The sequence below is a fragment of the Rothia sp. LK2492 genome, assembly GCF_040946345.1.
In the GTDB taxonomy this organism is placed as follows: Bacteria; Actinomycetota; Actinomycetes; order Actinomycetales; family Micrococcaceae; genus Rothia; species Rothia endophytica.
This window is the reverse complement of record NZ_JAYWLX010000003.1, coordinates 123,002-142,830: the sequence shown is the minus strand read 5'-3', so window position 1 is coordinate 142,830 and position 19,829 is coordinate 123,002. Positions and strand designations below refer to the sequence as shown.

General features: G+C 56.8%; 15 protein-coding genes and 1 tRNA gene. 3 read left to right on the top strand and 13 right to left on the bottom strand.

The features are described 5' to 3' along the window. Positions 1-3: 3 nt before the first annotated feature. Together VVR27_RS04555 and VVR27_RS04550 are read right to left on the bottom strand one after the other, a co-directional pair. Positions 4-1,866 carry a polysaccharide biosynthesis protein gene (locus VVR27_RS04555; protein ID WP_368547255.1) on the bottom strand — a complete coding sequence of 621 codons (1,863 nt, stop codon included), beginning with the start codon at positions 1,864-1,866 and terminating at the stop codon, positions 4-6. Beyond that, the gene (locus VVR27_RS04550; RefSeq protein ID WP_368547254.1) at positions 1,859-3,718 is read right to left on the bottom strand and encodes a glycosyltransferase; all 1,860 of its coding nucleotides are present in this window, start codon (positions 3,716-3,718) and stop codon (positions 1,859-1,861) included. The genes VVR27_RS04555 and VVR27_RS04550 overlap by 8 nt, the downstream gene beginning before the upstream one ends. 237 nt (positions 3,719-3,955) lie before the next feature. Here VVR27_RS04550 and VVR27_RS04545 point away from each other — a divergent pair, with 237 nt between their 5' ends. After that, positions 3,956-5,029 (top strand): NAD-dependent epimerase/dehydratase family protein, encoded by a 1,074-nt coding sequence (locus VVR27_RS04545; protein ID WP_368547253.1) that lies wholly within the window; start codon positions 3,956-3,958, stop codon positions 5,027-5,029. Between the two features lie 224 nt (positions 5,030-5,253). Here the strand turns inward: VVR27_RS04545 and VVR27_RS04540 are convergent, their stop codons facing one another. The 9 genes from VVR27_RS04540 to VVR27_RS04500 form a co-directional block, all read right to left on the bottom strand. After that, the gene (locus VVR27_RS04540) at positions 5,254-6,330 is read right to left on the bottom strand and encodes an L-threonylcarbamoyladenylate synthase (protein ID WP_409349933.1); all 1,077 of its coding nucleotides are present in this window, start codon (positions 6,328-6,330) and stop codon (positions 5,254-5,256) included. Continuing rightward, positions 6,330-7,247, bottom strand: a complete 918-nt coding sequence (gene prmC, locus VVR27_RS04535; RefSeq protein ID WP_368547251.1) for a peptide chain release factor N(5)-glutamine methyltransferase — start codon at positions 7,245-7,247, stop codon at positions 6,330-6,332. The genes VVR27_RS04540 and prmC overlap by 1 nt, the downstream gene beginning before the upstream one ends. 3 nt (positions 7,248-7,250) lie before the next feature. Beyond that, positions 7,251-8,330, bottom strand: a complete 1,080-nt coding sequence (prfA, locus tag VVR27_RS04530; RefSeq protein ID WP_346872339.1) for a peptide chain release factor 1 — start codon at positions 8,328-8,330, stop codon at positions 7,251-7,253. A 104-nt stretch (positions 8,331-8,434) separates the two neighbouring features. Then, entirely contained in the window at positions 8,435-10,585 is a 2,151-nt protein-coding gene (rho, locus tag VVR27_RS04525) for a transcription termination factor Rho (protein ID WP_368547250.1), read from the bottom strand. 303 nt (positions 10,586-10,888) lie between these two features. Then, the gene (gene thrB, locus VVR27_RS04520; RefSeq protein ID WP_368547249.1) at positions 10,889-11,893 is read right to left on the bottom strand and encodes a homoserine kinase; all 1,005 of its coding nucleotides are present in this window, start codon (positions 11,891-11,893) and stop codon (positions 10,889-10,891) included. 30 nt (positions 11,894-11,923) lie between these two features. Continuing rightward, positions 11,924-13,216 carry a homoserine dehydrogenase gene (locus VVR27_RS04515; protein WP_368547248.1) on the bottom strand — a complete coding sequence of 431 codons (1,293 nt, stop codon included), beginning with the start codon at positions 13,214-13,216 and terminating at the stop codon, positions 11,924-11,926. Positions 13,217-13,245: 29 nt separating this feature from the next. Then, positions 13,246-14,730 carry a diaminopimelate decarboxylase gene (lysA, locus tag VVR27_RS04510; protein WP_368547247.1) on the bottom strand — a complete coding sequence of 495 codons (1,485 nt, stop codon included), beginning with the start codon at positions 14,728-14,730 and terminating at the stop codon, positions 13,246-13,248. A 1-nt stretch (position 14,731) separates the two neighbouring features. Beyond that, positions 14,732-16,393: an arginine--tRNA ligase gene (gene argS / locus VVR27_RS04505; protein WP_368547246.1), complete on the bottom strand. Its 1,662-nt coding sequence runs from the start codon at positions 16,391-16,393 to the stop codon at positions 14,732-14,734. Positions 16,394-16,472: 79 nt separating this feature from the next. Next, on the bottom strand, positions 16,473-17,360 hold the full coding sequence (locus VVR27_RS04500) for an alpha/beta hydrolase fold domain-containing protein (RefSeq protein ID WP_368547245.1): 888 nt from the start codon (positions 17,358-17,360) through the stop codon (positions 16,473-16,475). Positions 17,361-17,632: 272 nt separating this feature from the next. On the opposite strand from VVR27_RS04500, the gene VVR27_RS04495 reads away from it, so the two are divergent. Further along, a tRNA-Arg gene (locus tag VVR27_RS04495) sits at positions 17,633-17,705 on the top strand. Between the two features lie 42 nt (positions 17,706-17,747). Here the strand turns inward: VVR27_RS04495 and VVR27_RS04490 are convergent. Further along, positions 17,748-17,996: a hypothetical protein gene (locus VVR27_RS04490; protein ID WP_368547244.1), complete on the bottom strand. Its 249-nt coding sequence runs from the start codon at positions 17,994-17,996 to the stop codon at positions 17,748-17,750. 134 nt (positions 17,997-18,130) lie between these two features. On the opposite strand from VVR27_RS04490, the gene deoD reads away from it, so the two are divergent. Continuing rightward, positions 18,131-18,847 (top strand): purine-nucleoside phosphorylase, encoded by a 717-nt coding sequence (gene deoD, locus VVR27_RS04485; protein ID WP_368547243.1) that lies wholly within the window; start codon positions 18,131-18,133, stop codon positions 18,845-18,847. A gap of 40 nt (positions 18,848-18,887) precedes the next feature. Here deoD and VVR27_RS04480 read toward each other — a convergent pair whose 3' ends face one another. After that, positions 18,888-19,556, bottom strand: a complete 669-nt coding sequence (locus VVR27_RS04480; RefSeq protein ID WP_368547242.1) for a rhomboid family intramembrane serine protease — start codon at positions 19,554-19,556, stop codon at positions 18,888-18,890. Positions 19,557-19,829 lie beyond the last annotated feature (273 nt).

The window sequence follows — 19,829 nt, the reverse complement described above, 5'->3', positions numbered from 1 at the left end:
GGCCTACTCACCCTGCCCTGCGTGGTCAATACGTTCATAGCCTCTGTGCTCCCGGTAGTTTCTAAACCAGAGGGCGTAATCCAGCTCGCTAGGTGCCTGTACGGGTGCTTTGGCGTGCAAGATATAGGGGTTGAGTTCGCTTCTGCGGGCCTCTTCGCCCGCACCGAAGAGCACTTCGTCCTTTTTCTCGCCAGGACGAAGCCCGATGATGTCAATCTCAACATCGTAGCGCTCGTACATGCGTCGCATGTGCTCAGCAATCTTGAGAATTGACACCGGTTTACCCATATCGAGCACCAGCACTTCACCGCTATCGCCAATATGCCCTGCCAGCATCACTAAGAGGCAGGCGTCTGAGATGAGCATAAAGAAACGGGTGGCTTCTTCGTGGGTGACCGTAATGGGCCCCCCATCCTGTATTTGCTGAGTAAAGAGGGGTTTGATGGAACCTCTAGAGCCAAAGACATTACCGAAGCGTACTGACACATATTTCTTGCCGGTTTGCTGGCCATACCAACTGGTAAGCATCTCAGCAGTTCGTTTGGACTGGCCCAAAGCCGTGGTAGGATCAGCAGCTTTGTCTGTTGAGACGTTGACGAAAACTTCAACATCTACCTCAGAGGCAGCCTTGAGAACATTCCCGGTGCCCAGCACATTAGTTTTGTAGGCTTCCTTGGGATAGGCCTCCAGAGCGGATACATGTTTAAGTGCCGCCGCATGGAATACAACCTGAGGTTGACGTTCAAGAAAAACTGCCCTGATGGCGTCCGCATCGCGTACATCAGCTAGCACAATGGATCGATCATCAAGACTAGACAGCCCGGTCAGAGAGTATTTCGTATCCATGAGCAGGGATTCATCGCGGTCCAGCATCATCAGTTCAGCTGGAGCGTACCTATTTAGTTGCCGGCAGAGTTCAGAGCCAATCGAGCCACCGGCTCCTGTTACCAGAACCCGTTTACCCTTAACATAGGACGCGATAGCGTCCCGATTAATCTGGTAATCAATTTTTCCGCGGATATTCTCGAGAAGGTAACGGTCGTTGTTGGCCAGCTCCTCCCCCTTAATACCCGAGATGTCAGGAATGGCAGAAGTGATGCGAAGAGTTTCTACGCCCAGTTCTTTCATCGCCTGGGTGACCCTCACCAGACGACGCTCTGAGATGTTATCTCCAATAGCAATGAGGACTTTACTGACGTGCAGACGCTTGACCAGCTGCGGGAGCTCTGCGCTTTCGCCGGCGACATGCACCGAATGAATCCGCGCATTTCTCATCGACGGATCATCATCGACAATGGCTACCGGACGGTACTTGGATTTGGGGTCCGACATGAGATTAGAAACCACATTTCGGCCTAAGAAGCCCGCCCCAAAAACGATGACCGGCTCAGAGCTATCCAAATCAGGCCGGTTAGCGTGGTCCTCATACATGCGTTTGACGTAACGCAGTCCCATCATGAGCAAAATAGCGATGGGGAAGGCGATAATCACTACAGAACGCGGAACACCAATGTGACGGGCGAATAGTAATAGAACGAACTGGATGGTAATGACGTTGGCAACCACCAGAGGATAGAGGATGCGACCTTCATGGAAGCTGCCATAAGAGTAGCGATCGCGGTAGAGCCCAGCGCAGAGACCAAAACCCAGCTGCAATACGACGGCTAGTGAGGCGATAAGAGCTAAACCGCTACCGTCAATCTGTCCGATATCAAGTCCGTATCGCAGAATAAAGGCTACGGGAAGGGAGACCAGCCAGGCTACTGAGTCAAGCCCCATCTGAATGTACTTCCACCAGGTTTTGCGTTCATAGGTGTTGGAGAGCACGGGCATGCTGGCTGTTTGCAAGGATGCTTCTTTAGCCACGGTCTCCCTCTCGCTGGACTACTGCTGTTTTGCCGCGCGTCACGGCTCTAAAAATCTTTTTTCGAACATATTCTGGAACGAAACGGTAGACAGAACGAACGGTGATGTTTCGTGCCCACTGAAGTTTTGATAAAGCTCCACCGTTATAGAGTCTGCGCTGCACTTCGTAATCCTTGGTCCAAGCAGCAAGCCCTCCACGCCGAGCGTAGGCTTCAGTGACCCGGTAGGCGACCAGAGGCTCCTGGACGTTGCCAAAGATAAAACCGGCTTTATTCATGCGCACCCACAGCCAGTAATCCTCTGCCCCAGGAACTTCGGTGTAGCTCCCCACGGCAAGAACCGCTGATTTCCTGAAGACAACGGTGGGGTGCAGCATAGGGTTGCGGGTTGCAAAGGTATTGCTGATAGTCCGGGGGTGGGAAGGTGCCGACCGTACAGACTCCACCACTTCCGGATCGGTAAGGAACTCATTCATCGCTGATCCAACAACATCGTAGGTGCAGTTGGCTATCAAAGGGATTTGAACGTCAAACCGATGGGGCAGTGAAATGTCATCAGCATCAGCCCGCGCAACAATATCGTGAGCACAAGCATCCAGACCCTCACGCAAAGCGGCGGCTAAACCAAAATTCTGTGGTAGGGCAAGACGCTTAACCGGCATGGATGCAGAAGCTTCGAATTCATCGAGTACCGCCGAGAGTTCAGCAGAGAGAGGTCCATCTTCAACCAGAACCACTTCATCAGGGCGCAGACTCTGAGCTTCTGTATTAGACCGCAGGGCGTCCTTAAGCTGGTGTGCCTTATCTTTGGCGTACACGCTCATGAGCAGACTGAAAGCAGCACTATCAGACCGGTGACTTCTTTGCCTTTGAGAGGAATTAACGGTTTCCAGGTCATAGACATCCGCCAGCACCTGATCGTTACTGCGGTAGCCGCGGGCGGCGTCCCTCACTCCCTTGAGAAAGTAACCGGTGTAGGTCTTCTTATCGGTGGTGCGTAGTAGGGTGCTAGCCCATAACCTGGCGGTTGAACCACCGTAGAGCATCTTTTCTAGGGGGCTCAGCGTGCGTCGTGCACAGAAAACCCAGAGCTTGTTCCGCACATCATTATAAAAACGGGGCCCGGGGTTGGCATCGGTGGTACCAAAAGTTTTGGTGTGGTGCAGAGCCACAGATTTTTCGGTAGCAATAGCATTGCCGTGATGGGCAAGGCGAGTGGTGTACTCGAAGTCATCATTCCAAATGAAAAAATCAGCCAGAGGCAGCTCAGTTGCCCGCATAGCTGCAGCGTCTAGCAGAACGGAGACGAAAGACGCCGAGCGGATGGGGCGGGCACCCACCGCAGCCGCTTTCTGGGTGCGCTCCTCACCGGCTGCGAACATAGTGCGCATGGTGTTCATGGGGTGGTCGCGTCCGTCGTCCCACACCACCTTGGAGGCCACAAAAACGGGACGTTCACTTCGAACCGGTGAATAATCCGCCCAGGCCCGATAGGCCTCGCTCAGGGTATTGTCAGTCGGTTCAGTGTCATCGTCCATCACCCATACTAGATCCGACTGATGGCGTGCCAAAGCTCGGTCAATCCCCACCGCGAACCCTCCGGCACCACCCACGTTCTTAGGTAAATGCACGATATCGGTGTTCAGCTCATTGCTCAGTGAGTCAAGATAGTCGCCAGTGCCATCTGTTGATGCGTTGTTAATAATCACGACGGTGTGCGGCACTAGTTGACCGGACGCTATTCCAGCTAAAGTTTGGGGAAGCAAGTCTAGACGGTTGTAGGTAACAACCACCGCCACAATGCGTTCTGAGCAAGCAGCTTGTGCTGCTGCGGGTTCACCGGGAGAAACCATTGAAACCTGCTTGATCCTTTCAGCGGGTGGTAGCCTGTTCAAGCTGTGCGGCATAAACACCGCATAATCTTCTAAAGTTTACCTAACTTCTAGCTTAAACCATCTACAGCCAGCCGGTGAGCGCACAAGATACCGGCTTTTCTCAGGGTTGCTTACGGGGTTTTACCGGCACTGTATGACACCCTAGAGGTAAACCCGCACAGGTGCGGGAGCTTATTTGAACCGATGGGAAACACTATGGCAGATACTTCCTGGAAAATCATTGGCGCGAGTGGGTTTGTTGGCTCATCTATTTTGGCTAGGCTGACGGCTGAGGGCCTCACGGTAGATGCAATCGAGGCCCCCCGGCTAGTCACCCGTGAAACAGACCCCCAACAGCTAATTAGCGACGCCCGCAAGCTAGAAGGCATCATCGACTCCCTTGCAGATTCCTTCGCCGGCTGCGATGTCGTCATCAATGCCTCCGGTCTAGCAGCCCCGGATCAGGAAGATTTAGCGCCCTTACTCGGTGCCAACGCCCTACTCCCAGCCGTTATCGCTATCGCAGCTCAGCGTACCGGGGTTCGCAGACTGATTCACATGAGTTCAGCTGCTGTGCTGGGACCGGTTCCCGTACTCACAGACACACCAGAAACTGCCCCCTTCTCTGCTTATTCCTTCTCCAAAGCACTGGGCGAAGAAGTACTGCTAGGCTTGCGCTCCTTTATTGAAGAAAAAGCAGCCCAGGGCACAGCACCGGGCTCTGCCGCATCGCAGTTCCCAGCAGCTCCCTCCCACGCACCTGCCCAGGTAGCTCGCCATCACGCCCTTGAAATTTGCATACTGCGAGCAACTAGCGTGCAGGGGCAAGGCCGCCGCACCACCCAAGCTTTCGCTAAGATTGCCTCTTCTCCCCTAGCCTCAGTTGCCGGGGACGGGCAGCACCGCACTCCCGTCTCGTCAAATTACGCCCTAGCAGAGTTCACCGCTATGGTGGGAGCTTTTGACGGTGAGCTGCCCCCCATCGTCCTTCAGCCCTGGGAGTGCGCCACCACTGAATCAGTGCTCGTCGATGCTGGACGACGCCGCCCGATGCGCCTTCCCGAAAAATTCTGCCGCGCCCTGCTGAGTGCCGGTTACAAAGCCTCAGACTACTCAGGTGACAGGCTGACCGGCCCTGTGCGCCGTCTCGAAGTCATGTGGTTCGGTCAGGACGTCGATGACAGCTGGGCACGCACCAACGGTCTCGTTCCTACCGCCCGCGTTTCAGAGGTGCTACGCACCGCCCACAGTTCTCTGGGCAAAAAATCAGACCGCCGCTTCGCGGACTAAGTGTTGGTGGGGGAACTGGGAACCTGACCGGCACGGTATTGGCTAGTTGGTCGGGGCTGGCGTGAATCGCCTAGTGAGCGCCAGCGAACCGGGTGAGAGGGTCAGCTTGCCAATACCGTGGAGGTTAGCGTCAACAGTTTGGACAAGCTTTACCAAGAATAAGCAGAAAGGGGGGGCCATGGGCCCCCCTTTCTGCTCAGAAAATCTAGCTGATGGAGTGGGACTTAACCGACCTGTTCCTCAGCCTCAGTGCCTTCGGGTGAGGTGCATTCAGGTAGTTCTGGTTCGCTAGTGGAAAGCACCTCAGCCGCCCCCTGCGCCGCACCGAAAACTAGGTTCCTGGCAGCATCAACCGGGTAGGGTTTGGTGCTATCTCGCACCACTTTCGTCTCAGGAGTCTGGGCATGCGGCACACGTCGCTGGTCTATCCCGGCAACACCTGAGGCACCCACCAAGCCCGCAACAACAGTGCCGCTCTCGGGCGCCGGTGCACGACGAGCCAGCGGCTCTGCATCAGCTGGCTCAAGCGCATGGTAATCGGCATGATCCATGGCAACCTGAGTTTCAGTAGCCGCGGCCTGCGCTTCACGGACTGCCTGATCCTGGGCCTCTACCTCAGCACGAGTCATGAGGTTGGGTACCACCTCGCGCAGGCGCTCTACCGAAATTGCGCCTTCACGCACGATGACCAGACGGTCAGAGGTGCAGTCAACAATGGTGGAGGGCAGAACAGAAGCAGCGTCAAACCCTTCGCCTCGTTCGAGCGGCCTGGGGCCACCGTCAAAGATAACCTCGACATCATTGCCCAGCTGTTCCATCGCTTCCTCAGCGGTCGTAGCTGCAGGGCGTCCGGTCTTATTAGCTGAAGAGACAGCAAGCGGGCCAAGGTGACGCAGAAGTTCAATAGCCGTAGGATCATCGGGTACGCGCAGGGCAACCGTTCCCTGGGTCTCCCCTAGATCCCAGTTCAGCGAAGGCTGAGCATAGAAAATCAGGGTCAACGCACCGGGCCAGAACTCGGCGGCCAGCGCCGCGGCGTCCTCAGATACATCGTCTGCCAGACCAGCAAGCACTGACTCGTTGAAAATCAAAACGGGCGGTGGCATCTGACGGCTACGACCCTTGGCTGCCAGGAGCGCAGAGACCCCCTCAACGGAGAAAGCGTCAGCAGCGATTCCATAGACCGTATCGGTAGGGATCACCACGGTCTTATGAGAGCTAATCGCTGCTTTGGCAGTCTCAACCGCCTCGCGGCGGGAGGTCTCATCGGTGGTAGTAACAATGCTTGCGTTCACGCTCATCATTCTTTCACACTTGTAGGGGCAGGCAGGGGTTTATAGCCGCTGGTATGACGCGGTTTACCGGCAAAGTCATCTATTGATTTTATACGCTCAAAACCGGCCCGTTTAAAGGCAGTTACCATGAGTTCCCGCTGAGTTTCAGCATGTTCAATGATGAAATAGCCCCCCGGGGTTAGCAGGTCAAAAGCTCGGGCAGTGACGGCTCGGGGCATTTTCATGCCGTCTTCTCCACCGCCGTACAGGGCTAAGGTGGGGTCATGATCACGGACCTCTGGGTCTTGAGGAACAGCACCATCAGGGATGTAGGGTGGGTTCGAGGCAACCACCGTTACCTGCCCCAGCAGTTCTGGCAGAGCAGTCAGTGCGTCCCCCTGCACCAGGTGAACAGCGTGCTCAGCCAGATTACGCTGCGCCCAGGCAGCGGCCTCAGAGGACAGCTCAACGGCGTGGACGCTGGCACCCGCCAGTTCTGCCGCCAAGCTAGCAGCAATGGCGCCGGATCCTGTGCAAAGATCCACTACTACCCCGGCACCTCCCTGGTTTACCAGTGAGAGATAGGCGGTCTTGGCATGCTCAACCAGCAGTTCGGTTTCAGGTCGGGGCACGAAGACTCCGGGGCCAACGCTAAGCGTCAGTCCGCGGAAATGCGCCTGACCCGTCAAATGTTGCAGGGGTAATCTGTCCCCGCGCAAGTTGATGAGATTTTCAAAGCCTTCAGGAACCGCAGACCCCATCAGCGCTAAAGCCTGAACCCGGCCACGAGATACCGGCTCTTTCTCAGATTTTTCCATGAGGAAGGCAACCAATAGCTCAGCGTCCACCTGACCAGATTCAACACCACAGCTCTGCAGGTATACGCCACCCCGATGAAGGGCTGTTGCCAGCTCTTCACCGAGGTGCAGTGAAAACTCACCCACGGTTTACTTACCCTGGCCGAGCTTCTCTAGACGGGCTGCCTCGTCCATCTCGATGGCGGACTGGATAACAGCTTCAAGGTCACCGTTAATTACAGCGTCCAAGTTGTAAGACTTGTAACCGGTACGGTGATCCGCGATGCGGTTTTCGGGGAAGTTGTAGGTGCGGATACGCTCTGAGCGGTCCATGGTACGCACCTGGGAGTGACGCTTTTCAGCGTTTTCAGCGTCAATCTGCTCCTGCTGCCAAGCGAGCAGACGTGCACGCAGCACGCGCATAGCGGCTTCACGGTTCTGAATCTGTGATTTCTCGTTCTGCATGGCGACCACGATGCCGGTGGGCAGGTGGGTAATTCGGACGGCGGAGTCGGTAGTGTTCACTGACTGACCACCGGGGCCCGATGAACGGTAGACATCGATCTTCAAATCGTTCTGGCTGATCTCGATTTCCTCGGGCTCATCGACCTCGGGGAAGACCAGCACACCAGCAGCTGAGGTGTGAATACGTCCCTGAGATTCCGTCGCGGGAACACGCTGGACACGGTGAACACCACCCTCGTACTTCAGGTGAGCCCATACGCCCTCAGCGGGATCGGTGGAGTTAGTCTTGATCGCGACCTGGGCGTCCTTGTAGCCGCCCACATCGGTGCTCTGTGCCGAAATCATTTCGGTCTTCCAGCCCTTGGACTCGGCATAGCGCATGTACATGCGTAATAGGTCAGCAGCAAAAAGGGATGCCTCGTCGCCGCCTTCGCCGCCCTTGACCTCAAGGATGACGTTGCGACCATCATCCGGGTCACGGGGGATCAGCAGACGGCGTAGCTTCTCTTCAGCTGCCGGCAGCTGGGCTTCTAATTCTTTAACCTCTGCTGCGAAGTCTTCATCTTCAGCTGCCATTTCACGGGCCGCTTCGATATCATCGCGCAGGGTAGTGACGCGTTTGTAGGCTTCAACAATACCGTTGAGTTCAGCGTAGCGGCGCCCTAATTTGCGGGCCTTACCCTGGTCAGCGTGCACCGCGGGGTCAGCCAGTTGCTTCTGTAGGTCGGTGTGCTCATCGAGCAGACCCTGGATTGAGTCAATCACGTCTCTTGTGCCTTTATCTTGATGGCGCCCGATACCCGGGCGCAAAAACTTGGTGGTTAAGCGGCTGAGCACCACCCCGCATTTGGGGTGGTGCTATCGCTCGGTTACTCTGAGTGGCCCAGGCCGCTCTTGGCAACGGTAAGCAGGAACTCAACGTTAGAGCCAGTCTCGCGCAACTTTGAGAGTAGGACAGAGAGTGACTGCTCAGGGTCCATGCCAGCCAGTACACGGCGTAGGCGCCACATGATCTTGATTTCGTCAGCCGACAGCAGGTTCTCCTCGCGGCGGGTGCTTGAGGCATTCAGATCGATGGCGGGGAAGATACGCTTGTCAGCGAGCTGACGTGAAAGGCGCAGCTCCATGTTGCCGGTACCCTTGAATTCCTCGAAGATGACCTCGTCCATCTTTGAACCGGTCTCAACCAGAGCGGTAGCGAGAATGGTTAGAGAGCCGCCCTCTTCGATGTTGCGGGCAGCGCCGAAGAAACGCTTGGGCGGGTAGAGCGCAGCAGCATCAACGCCACCGGAGAGGATACGACCTGAAGCAGGGGCTGCCAGGTTGTAGGCACGCCCCAGGCGGGTCATGGAATCCAGCAGAACCACGACGTCGCGGCCCTGTTCCACCAAACGCTTGGCACGCTCAATGGCCAGTTCGGCCACGGTGGTGTGGTCATCTGCGGGGCGGTCAAAGGTGGAGGCAATAACTTCACCGTTGACGGTGCGCTGCATATCGGTGACTTCTTCGGGGCGTTCGTCCACCAGAACCATCATGAGGTGAACCTCGGGATTATTGGTGGTGATTGCATTGGCGATGGACTGCAGCATTAAGGTCTTACCGGCCTTAGGCGGTGCAACGATCAGACCACGCTGGCCCTTACCGATGGGAGCAACAAGGTCAATGACGCGGGTTGAAATCTTCTTAGCATCGGTTTCTAGGCGCAGACGCTCGTTGGGGTAGAGCGGGGTGAGCTTATTGAACTCACGGCGACCCTTAGCCTCTTCTGGAGTGATGCCGTTGATGCTGGTCAGCTGCACCAAGGCGTTGAACTTCTGGCGGCTGCTGTTATCGTTCTCGCGGGGGGCGCGAATGGTACCGACCACGGCGTCACCCTTGCGCATGCCGTAGCGCTTGACCTGGGCCAAGGATACATAGACATCGTTGGTACCGGGCAGGTAGCCGGAGGTGCGCACGAAAGCGTAGTTATCGAGCACATCAAGAACACCAGCTACAGGAACCAGCACGTCATCTTCGGTGATTTCAGGCTCATCGAAGTCACGGCGGTTGCCTCGACGGTCGCGGCGTTCGTTCTGGCGGTCGCGGCGGTTTTTGCGGGCGTTGCGGCGATCCTCGTCGGGGCCATTGGTAGAGGAGCGGTCTGAACGGTCATTGCGGTCTGAACGGTCATTGCGGTCTGACCGGTCATTGCGGTCTGACCGGTCATTGCGGTCTGACCGGTCGTTACGCTCTGACCGGTCGTTACGCTCTGAACGGTCATTGCGGTCACGGCGGTTGTTCTTGCGATCCCCACGCTCTGAGCGGTTCTCCCGCTCAGACTTCTCATCGTTCTCCTCAGCGGAGTCGGTTGCAGCGCTCTCGTTCTTTTCGCCGGCGTTCTGGTTGCCCGAGGTCTCATTCTCAGGGCGGCCACGGCGGCGATCGTTGCGGTTACGAGTGCGGGTGCGCTTGGTGCCGTTTTCGCCGTCAGTCTCATCAGACTTCTGGTTCTTTTGGTCAACTGAGGCGTTCTTTTCAGATTCAACGGCGTCCAGCGCTGCTTCTACAGCTTCCAGGCCGGAGGTCTCGGCCTGGGGTGCACCTGTGCTGCTCGCGCGGCGGTTACCGCGACGCTGAGTACCGGTGCTCTCTTCAGTATTTTGCTCGGCAGGAGCCTCTGAGGTTTCAGCCGCAATTTCAACCTTAGCCGAGGTCTTGCGGGTGCGGGTGCGCTTGGGCTTCTCTTCTGTTGCTACAGTTTCTGCAATTGCGTCTTCACTTTTAGCTGCAGTTTTGCGGGTGCGCTTGGGCTTTTCCTCAGCAACGGGTGCCTCGGCACGATCAGCGACTGCTCCGCCACGCTGATGGGTGGTAATAGCTTCGACTAAATCGGACTTGCGCATACGACGCGCACCGGTAATGCCCAGCTGTGAGGCAAGGGACTGGAGCTGAGCTAGTTTGAGGGTGCTCAGACTGGGAGCTTTATTGTCAGCCGCGTTTGCGGTCTCCGTACCTGCGGTGAGGTCGGTAGTTTCTGCCACGAAGATTCCTTCTTTCGAAATGCGTTTGGTTTCGCGGGGCGGTAGGTCGGGCTGCCTCAGACTGGCTGGCCCTTGCCCTGGGAGTGCGGTAGACACAGTGCTCTCGTCAGCACTGGTGAGGCTACCGCTGGGGCGTTGACTGCTCAGATAAACGCGCGGCTACGCGCTTAGAGCAGAGAAACACTGGTTTTCGGTGATCCGAGAGTGTTAGGGAACGGTAGAGGTACGGGCTTCACGCGGCTCTAAACCGTGGGTAAGAAGAAAGCTAGGCTTCATGCCCTGGGGCATAAAAGCTCTGAGACTTTATTCTTCATGTGTAAGCATAACACCTTCTGTGTCGATATCAACGGGTAGCACGCGCCAGCTGATAGGTGAGCTTTCATACTTACTAATACCCGGTGTGCCGGTAAGTCTTTCAATGGCGTCAAGGACGCTAACACGTTCTTCCTTGCCATTAGCCAGCACCATGACGGTGGGGCCGGCGCCCGAGATGACAGCTGCGTAGCCTTGGCCGCGCAGAGCTGATACGAGTGCTGCACTGGGTTTCATGGCGACCGCCCGGTAGGGCTGGTGTAGCAGGTCGGAGGTGGCAGGTAGCAGGAAGTCCGGGTAGGTAGAGATCGCCTGGGTGAGCAACGCCGCCCTGCCCGAGTTGATTGCCGCTTCGCGGTGCGGCACGGTCTCGGGGATGAGGCCGCGGGCAATCTTAGTGGGCACCTCGTAATCGGGGATAGCTACAACCGGTAGCACCCGTTCATGAGCCGCGATGGGCAGACAGTGCCAGCCGCCGTCTTCTCCGTAAGACACCACCAGCTGGCCGTACAGTGAGGGTGCCACGTTATCCGGGTGCCCTTCCATTCCCGAGCAAATCTGCAGTACAGCATCATCATCCAGGCGCAACTCTTCAGGCAGCAGGCCGTTGGCCGCGGTTACCCCGGCAACGATGGCAGACGCAGATGAGCCCATACCCCGTGAGTGCGGGATACGGTTGTGAGCTTTAATATGCAGGCCGGGCAACTCCAGCAACCCCACTGCTTTCCAGGCTGTCTGCATAGCCTTAACTACCTGGTGGCTAGCGTCCTGAGGTACCTGGTCGGCCCCCTCACCGGTCACTTCAAAAGTAAGCCCAGACTCTGTACGCGTGACGGTCAGGTCATCGTAGTGAGCCAGTGCCAGACCCAAGGAATCATAGCCCGGGCCAAGGTTGGCCGAGGAAGCCGGCACCCTCACAGTAACTGCGCAGCCCACAGGAATGACATCGGGTGAAAGCGCCGGTTCATTAGAGTCGTCGATGATAGGGAGGTTCATAGTCAGGGTGCTCCTAGTAGTAGCTGGCGCTTAGTCTTCAACGCGAATAACGGAGGTAATCTCGTTGACGGTATCAAGAGCGTCAACTACCGCCATGGTTTTGCGCAGGTTGGAGTCGGTAGCCCGGTGGGTCACGATACGAATGATCGCGTGCGCGGTTTCACCGTCACGCTTCTTGGTCTGACGCATAGTTTCAATCGAGACCCCGTGCTCGGCAAAGATACGGGCGATGTTAGCGAGCACACCCAGCTTGTCCTCCACCACGATGCCCACCGAATAGCGGCAAACAACGGCGCTCATGCCGGTAGCCGACAGATCAGCGTAGGAGGATTCGGGAACACCAGGGCCACCCAGCACTAGACGGCGGGAGAGGGAAACAAAGTCACCCAAAACGGCTGATGCGGTGGGGGCGCCACCGGCACCGGGGCCGTAAAACATCAGCTCACCGGCATTATCAGCCTGCACAAAGACAGCGTTGAACGCGCCGTGAACATTAGCGAGAGGGTGATTTACGGGCACCAGGGTGGGGTTGACCCGGATGTTAACTCCATCGCCGTCCCGTTCACAGACTGACAGCAACTTGATTACGTAACCATCGGCTTCTGCAGCCTGCACATCATCAGCGGTAATAGAGGTAATACCTTCGCAGTAAACATCATCAATGGTGAAATCTGAGTGGAAGGCCAGGGAGGCAACAATCGCCGCCTTGGACGCCGCGTCGTGCCCCTCAACATCAGCGGTGGGGTCAGCTTCGGCGTACCCCAGACGCTGAGCCTCAGCCAGAGCGTCCTCAAACTGGGCACCGGTGGTGTGCATTTGGTCAAGGATGTAGTTGGTGGTGCCGTTCATGATGCCCAGCACGCGGGTCACGCGGTCACCTGCCAGGGAATCACGCAGGGGGCGCAGAATCGGGATAGCGCCAGCAACAGCCGCTTCATAGGAAAGCTGCGCACCGCTCTTAGCGGCAGCCCCAGCGAGTTCCACGCCGTGCTTAGCCAGCAGAGCCTTATTACCCGAAACCACCGACTTTCCTGCTTTCAGAGCGCGCAAGATGCGCTCGCGGGCTGGTTCGATACCACCGGTCAACTCAATTACCACATCAGCAGCGTCGATCAACGCCTCTGCATCGGTGGTGTAAAGCGAGGGATTAGCAGAGTAGTGACGTTTGGCTGAGGTATCACGGACCGCAATACCAATCAGCTCAACCTGCGCGCCTATACGATCGCTCAGCACCTGAGCATCTTCGGTGAGCATACGAGCTACCTGAGAGCCGACGTTACCGGCACCCAGCAGAGCAACTTTAATGGACGGGACGGAGCTCATAGGCTTCTCTCCTGAAATTGGTTTCACGCTTAGATTAGCCCGAGGTCACGGGCCAACATATCTTCTTCGGTTTCACGTCGCACGATAGCACGAGGAGCCTTAGCTCCAGAGGTAGCAATCACTGGCGGACGGGTGAGGTAGTTGTAGTTAGAGCTCATAACGTGGTTGTAGGCCCCGGTCCCGGGCACCGCCAGGATATCTCCCGCAGCCAGGTCAGCGGGCAGATAGCAGTACCGAATCACGATATCGCCTGATTCACAGTGTTTACCGACCACGCGGCTAAGAATCTGCTCCCCGGCAGGTTCCCTGTTAGCCAGGGTCACCGCGTAGTCAGACTCGTAGAGGACGGGGCGGGGGTTATCGCTCATACCGCCGTCCACCGAAACGTAGCGGCGCACGCGGGTGTCCCCGTTCTCGTCTTCAATCGCCACATTTTTGATAGTGCCTACGGTGTAAAGGGTGATACCGGAAGGGCCAGAAATTGACCGACCTGGCTCAAAGGACAGGTGCGGTATGGCCATACCAACGTTGGCGCAGGTCTTAGAGACCATGTCCGCAAGTTCGGTGGCGATTTCAGCGGAGCCGCGCGGGGCGTCCTGCTCAGTGTAACCGATGCCATAGCCGCCACCCAGGTCAATTTCGGGAAGCACAAACCCAAAACGTTCGTTGAGCTGCTGCATATAGGTCAGCACCTTCTGGGCGGCGGCACCAAAGCCGTCTGCCTCAAAAATCTGCGAACCAATGTGGCAGTGCAAACCGCGCAAGTCAATGCTCTCAGCCCGGTGGGCCAGCGCAACTGCCACGGTCGCGTAAGCGTCCTCGGCGGTCACGCCCAGTTCGTTTAGCTCCGCCACGGCAAGGCCAGCTAAAGGAGCCGTGCCCGCTGCCATAGACTGACCGAACTTCTGATCCTCGTGCGCGGTGGCGATGAAGTCATGGGTTGAAGCATGGACGCCGGGGGTTACGCGCAACATCACCGGGGCCACAAGGCCCATCTCGGCGGCGATACTGGCAATCATCTGCACCTCGGGGACCGAGTCAGCCACGATACGCCCCACCCCGTAATCCAAGGCTCGACGAATTTCAGCTACCGACTTGTTGTTACCGTGCAAGGCGATACGCTCCCCCGGAACACCGGCGCGCTGAGCGAGAGCAAGCTCGCCACCAGAAGCGGTATCCAGATAGAGCCCCTCTTCTTCTGCCCACTTTGCTACAGCTGTGGTGAGGAAGGACTTACCGGCATAGTAGACAGAAACTTCTGCCCCGTGGGCCGCAAAAGCGGTTTTAAACGCCGAGCGGAACTCGGTAGCACGAGCACGGAAAGTGTCCTCAGAAAAGACATAGGCAGGGGTTTGAAACTCTTCCACCAGAGCAGAAACCGGAGTTCCATCAACGGTCAGCTCACCGCTTTCAGCACGCTTGAATGAGGGCATCCAAATGCTAGGGGGCAGCTCAGCAGGCTGTTGCGGGTAGGTTAGCCAGCTCGGGGCAAAGAGAGCGGATTCGGCGCCCATATTACATTTTCTCCGGAGCTGAGACGCCCAGCAGGCCCAGGCCGTTGGCTAGGACCTGGCGGGTTGCATTGTTCAGGAGCAGACGGGTTCGGTGCAGGTCAGTGATTTCTTCTTCACCCTTGGGAGCCACAGGTGAGACGCCGTACCAGCGGTGGTAGGCACCTGCGAGGGTTTCCAGGTAGCGAGCGACGCGGTGGGGTTCACGGAAGTCAGCTGATTCTTTGACAGCACCAGCGAACTGACCCAAAGCTGCCAGTAGCGCTGAGTCGGCCTCGGTGCTGAGCTGAGCGACATCGTATGAATCAGTGGTGACGCCGGCGAGTTCTGCATTACGTGCTAAGCCACAGGTGCGGGCGTGGGCGTACTGAACGTAGAAGACCGGGTTCTCGTTGGACTGCTTAGTCAGCAGGTCCAGGTCAATGTCGATGTTGGAATCTACCGAGTAGCGGGTCAGCGAGTAGCGGGCAGCATCTACACCTACAATCTCGACCAGGTCTTCCATGGTCACTACGGTGCCGGCGCGCTTGGACATACGCACGGGCTTGCCGTCTTTGACCAGGTTAACCATCTGGCCAATCATGACCTCAACCATATCGGGGTCATCGCCCAGAGCTGCAGCTGCTGCCTTCAGACGGGCCACATAGCCATGGTGGTCAGCGCCCAGCATGTAAATTGCTAGGTCAGCAGGGTTTTCGGCGCGCTTGATCTTGTCCTGGAAGTAGGCGATGTCGCCAGCAATGTAAGCAGCGTTGCCATCTGACTTGATAACCACACGGTCCTTATCATCTCCGAAATCGGTGGATTTCAGCCACCAGGCGCCGTCCTTGAAGTAAAGATTCTCAGATTCCTTGAGCTTCTCTAGCAGCTCGTCAACTTTGCCGTCCTCGAAGAGAGAGTTCTCGTGGAAGTAAACGTCGAAGTCTACGTGGAACTCGTGCAGGGACTGCTTGATTTCCTCGAACATCAATTCAACGCCCACCGAACGGAAGACTTCCTGAGGGTCTTCAGCGCTCAGCGCATCGGGGTGGGATGCCAGAACGCGGTTGGCGATATCGGTGATGTATTCGCCACCGTAGCCGTCCTCAGGAGCTGCCTCGCCCTTGGCTCGAGCCAGTAGAGACTTGGCGAAGCGGTCAATTTGGTTGCCGTGATCGTTAAAGTAGTACTCACGCACAACGGTGGCACCCTGAGCTTCCAGGATGCGAGCCAGTGAGTCGCCCACAGCTGCCCAGCGGGTACCGCCCAGATGGATAGGGCCGGTGGGGTTAGCCGAGACAAATTCAAGGTTAATGGTCTTCCCAGCCAGCACATCACTGCGGCCATAAGCCGACCCCTGATCGAGAATCGTCACAGCCAGCTCACCGGCAGCCGCGGCGTCCAGCACAATGTTCAAGAAGCCGGGGCCAGCAATATCAACAGAAGCAACCCCATCTAGCTCGGAAATACGCGTAGCCAAAATCTGAGCAACCTCGCGGGGGTTCTTACCCACCTTCTTAGAAATCTGCAAAGCAACATTGGTTGCCCAGTCACCGTGGTCACGATTCTTAGGGCGCTCAACACGCACAGCAGGTGCGGTTTCGCCATCAGCAAGGGTCAGTTCACCGGCGTCAATCGCTGCATTCAGCGCGCCGTCAATAGCAAGTGAGAGTTCTTCGGGAGTCATAGCCACCAGTTTACAGGGTTATAGGAAACCCCCTAAGTACGGTTCACGATACGGCCCTAGATGCGTCAGGTTCTACAGTTCACTCAAACTGATGTAGAACCCAATCAACGATTCTTTCCCAAGCCTGACGGTCTGCATAGATAGCAGGGTTAGCGTGCTCAGCACCGGGGACCAGAAGCAGCTCGGTAGCCACTCCCCGATCCCCCAAGGCTCGGTGGGCTTTTTCAGACTGGTTGGGTGGCACACAGGTATCGCCCGTGCCGTGTACGTAGAAAACCGGTGCGTGCCTTCTGTTCCCAGTTCTTTCTGCCTGCTGAGCCAGGTCGATAGGGTGAGCCTTTGACCAGTTAGTCTCCGCCGCGCTCCCGACAGGAGCTGGATAGGAGCTGCCCAGCAACCGCCATTCCGCCCCGTCGTCCTCAGGATGATTCCGATCAAAGCCACAAGCTACACGGTCATCGAAAATGGTACGCAAATCGGAAACGCCGTAAATGCTAACGGTACAGCTCACTGAGGACGAAGGATGAGCTGGTATATTTACTGCGGGCAGCCCTTCAAAATAGGGGTCCTTGAAAGCCGCGCTTGCTGCAGCCAACTGCACCAGGTGACCGCCAGCTGAGCCTCCTGCCAGCGCTATCTTAGCGGGATCGAAGCTCAAGACTTTAGCGTGCTGCTTCAGATAGCGGATGGCTGCTTTGACATCGTGAATTTGGGCAGGAAAGAGAGCCTGATGTGAAAGGCGGTAGTTGATGGTGGCCGTAGCGAAACCGGCTGCCTGGAAGTATTCGCGGATCTTGTGTACATCGTTATCGGAGCGGTGAAAGGAGGACTTGTCACCGAAGCGCCAGGCTCCCCCGTGGACGTAAATCAGCAGAGGCGAAGTGGGAGTGGTACCGGGGTAGTAGTCGTAGGTTTGCGAGGGGTTTCCCTCCTCGCCGTAGTTACCGGAGATAAAGTGCGCTGCCATGTGCTACCCTTTCTGACCGCACCCGGGTGGCTCTGCCCGGCGTCCTCTCTAATGTAACCGCTAGCGGGGCGCCAGTGAAAATGCTTGTGATGTTTCTGGTAAAGTTATGTTCCGTTCGCTGTGATAACAGCGGACATGGTTCAATAAATGAATATGCCCCCGTAGCTCGAGCGAGTCGTTGATTTGCTGAGCGCGCGAGGAAATACAAATCAAGGACTCGGCGCGGAGCGCATCCCCTGCGCTACGGGTTCTATGGTTGAATAAATAAATATGCCCCCGTAGCTCAGTGGATAGAGCACCAGTTTCCGGAGCTGGGTGTCGAAGGTTCGAATCCTTTCGGGGGCACAGCTTAAACCCGCACTTACAGCAGTAGGAGCGGGTTTTCTGTTATTTGGGACCGTCAACCAGAACTAGCTCAACCTCAAAGCCCTCATCATTCTCTAAATAGAGGGCTGTGTGTTTCTCCCCTCCTGCGTGAGGGTAACGGTCAGCAAAAAGTTCAGTCCAGCCATGTTTGGGTGCTTGCTCTCTGATGTCTTCTAGCTCTTGCCTGCTGGCGCAGTTGAGCGCCAGGTGGTTGAGGCCAGCACGAGTGCGCTGATGATCACCACTAACGTCCGCGGACTGTTCAAGCACAAGATAGGAGCCGTCGGGCGCCGGTCAGAAGACTGCAATCAAGTAAGCCCTCTCTGAACTGCACCTCAGATCGCCGAGACTGCTCACTATAGAATAGAAGGCATCCCTGCCAGAAACTTTTGGAGAAGAAACCCGTGCCCCTCAACACCCCTCACATTGCCCCCAACGGCGCTGAAATCGCTGAGACTATCTTGCTCCCCGGTGACCCGCTGCGTGCCAAGTTCATCGCAGAGACCTATCTTGAGAATGTCACCCAGTTCAACACCGTGCGCAATATGTTCGGCTACACCGGTGAGTTCAAGGGCCAGAACGTCTCGGTTATGGGTACCGGCATGGGTATCCCCTCAGCCTCCCTCTACAGCCACGAACTCATCCACTCCTTTGGAGTCAAGCGTCTGATTCGTATTGGCACCTGCGGCGGTCTTTCTGACGCTGTCGACACCTTCGATATCGTTGTAGCTGCCTCTGCCTCCACAGACTCCAACTTCATGGCGCACTACAAGCTGCCCGGCACTTTCGCTCCCACCGCCTCCTGGTCACTGCTCTCGGCAGTAGCAAAGGAAGCAGAGAAGCAAGGCGTGAATCTGAACGTAGGCAACGTGCTCTCCAGCGACGTCTTCTATAAGTCCGACTTCTCCGATAACAAGAAGTGGGCAGACATGGGCGTTCTCGCGGTTGAAATGGAAACCGCGGGAATCTATGCGGTGGCCGCAGCCGCCGGCGTAGAAGCTCTGTCAGTTTTCACGGTCTCAGACCATCTCTTTAAGGGCTCAGATACCACCGCTGAACAGCGAGAGACTTCCTTCACCGACATGATGGAGCTGGTCCTGCCCGTAGCAGCCGGTCTCTAACCACTCTAAGGCGGGGTTGGTTGAACCAACCCCGTCTTTTTCATACCCTGTCTTTGCCCCGAATCATCCAGGCGGCAAGCACCCCACCCAGTAACCCAAAGAGGTGGGCCTGCCAAGAAATACCGGCGCGCACGCCCACCAGTCCAAAGAATATACTTGCCCCGTAGACCGCGATTACCAGCACAGCCAGCACGACGCGCAGCAACTTGCCGCTACCCCAGTCGGTAAAAAAGGCACCGGCAACTAGGTAGCCAAAGTAGCCAAAGACGAGCCCGGAGGCGCCCACGGTCACCACGCCCGGTGCATTCACCGCCCATGCTCCCAGCCCAGCAACAATCGCCACCAGCAGGCTAACACTGAGGAAACGGCGAGCGCCCTCCAAAGAAATCAGGGCACCGAGCACAGCCAACGAGAGGGTATTACCCACCAGGTGACGCAATCCGGAGTGAATGAAGGGTGCGGTAAAAATACCGCCTAAGCCGGCCAAATTCCAGGAGCGAATTCCCAGCCAGCTCAAGCTACCCGGTACAACAAAAGAAATAGCGTATGTCACCCACATGATGCCCAGCAGTATCACCAGCGGGGTAAACACACCCGCGTTTATTACAGGCCCTCGTCCCTTAGCCGGCGAGTTGGCATCTGGCACATTTCCCATCTGCTGATAGTGGTGCGTTCTTGCTTCTTTGAAACGCTCCCAGAAATCTGACATTAGCGTGTAACTCCTTCGAGCGGTCCTCCGGCAGCTCGCCAGCCAATAAGCCCTCGGCTTGTGCTAGCTGACTCAATGCCTCGTTGGGTGAGCAGGTTGGTAGCACGCACATCAGGAATGACGGCGCTAGCCTCTAACCAGAGCTCGAGTGCTTCTTGAGAAGAGACAGCGCTCGCTTTACGAAAGAAGTGACAGGTGCCCAAAGAGTCCTCATTCCCTGGAGAATGTGTTTGTTTTATTCTAGGCCTCTTTGCTCACTACTGGTGTCCAGGG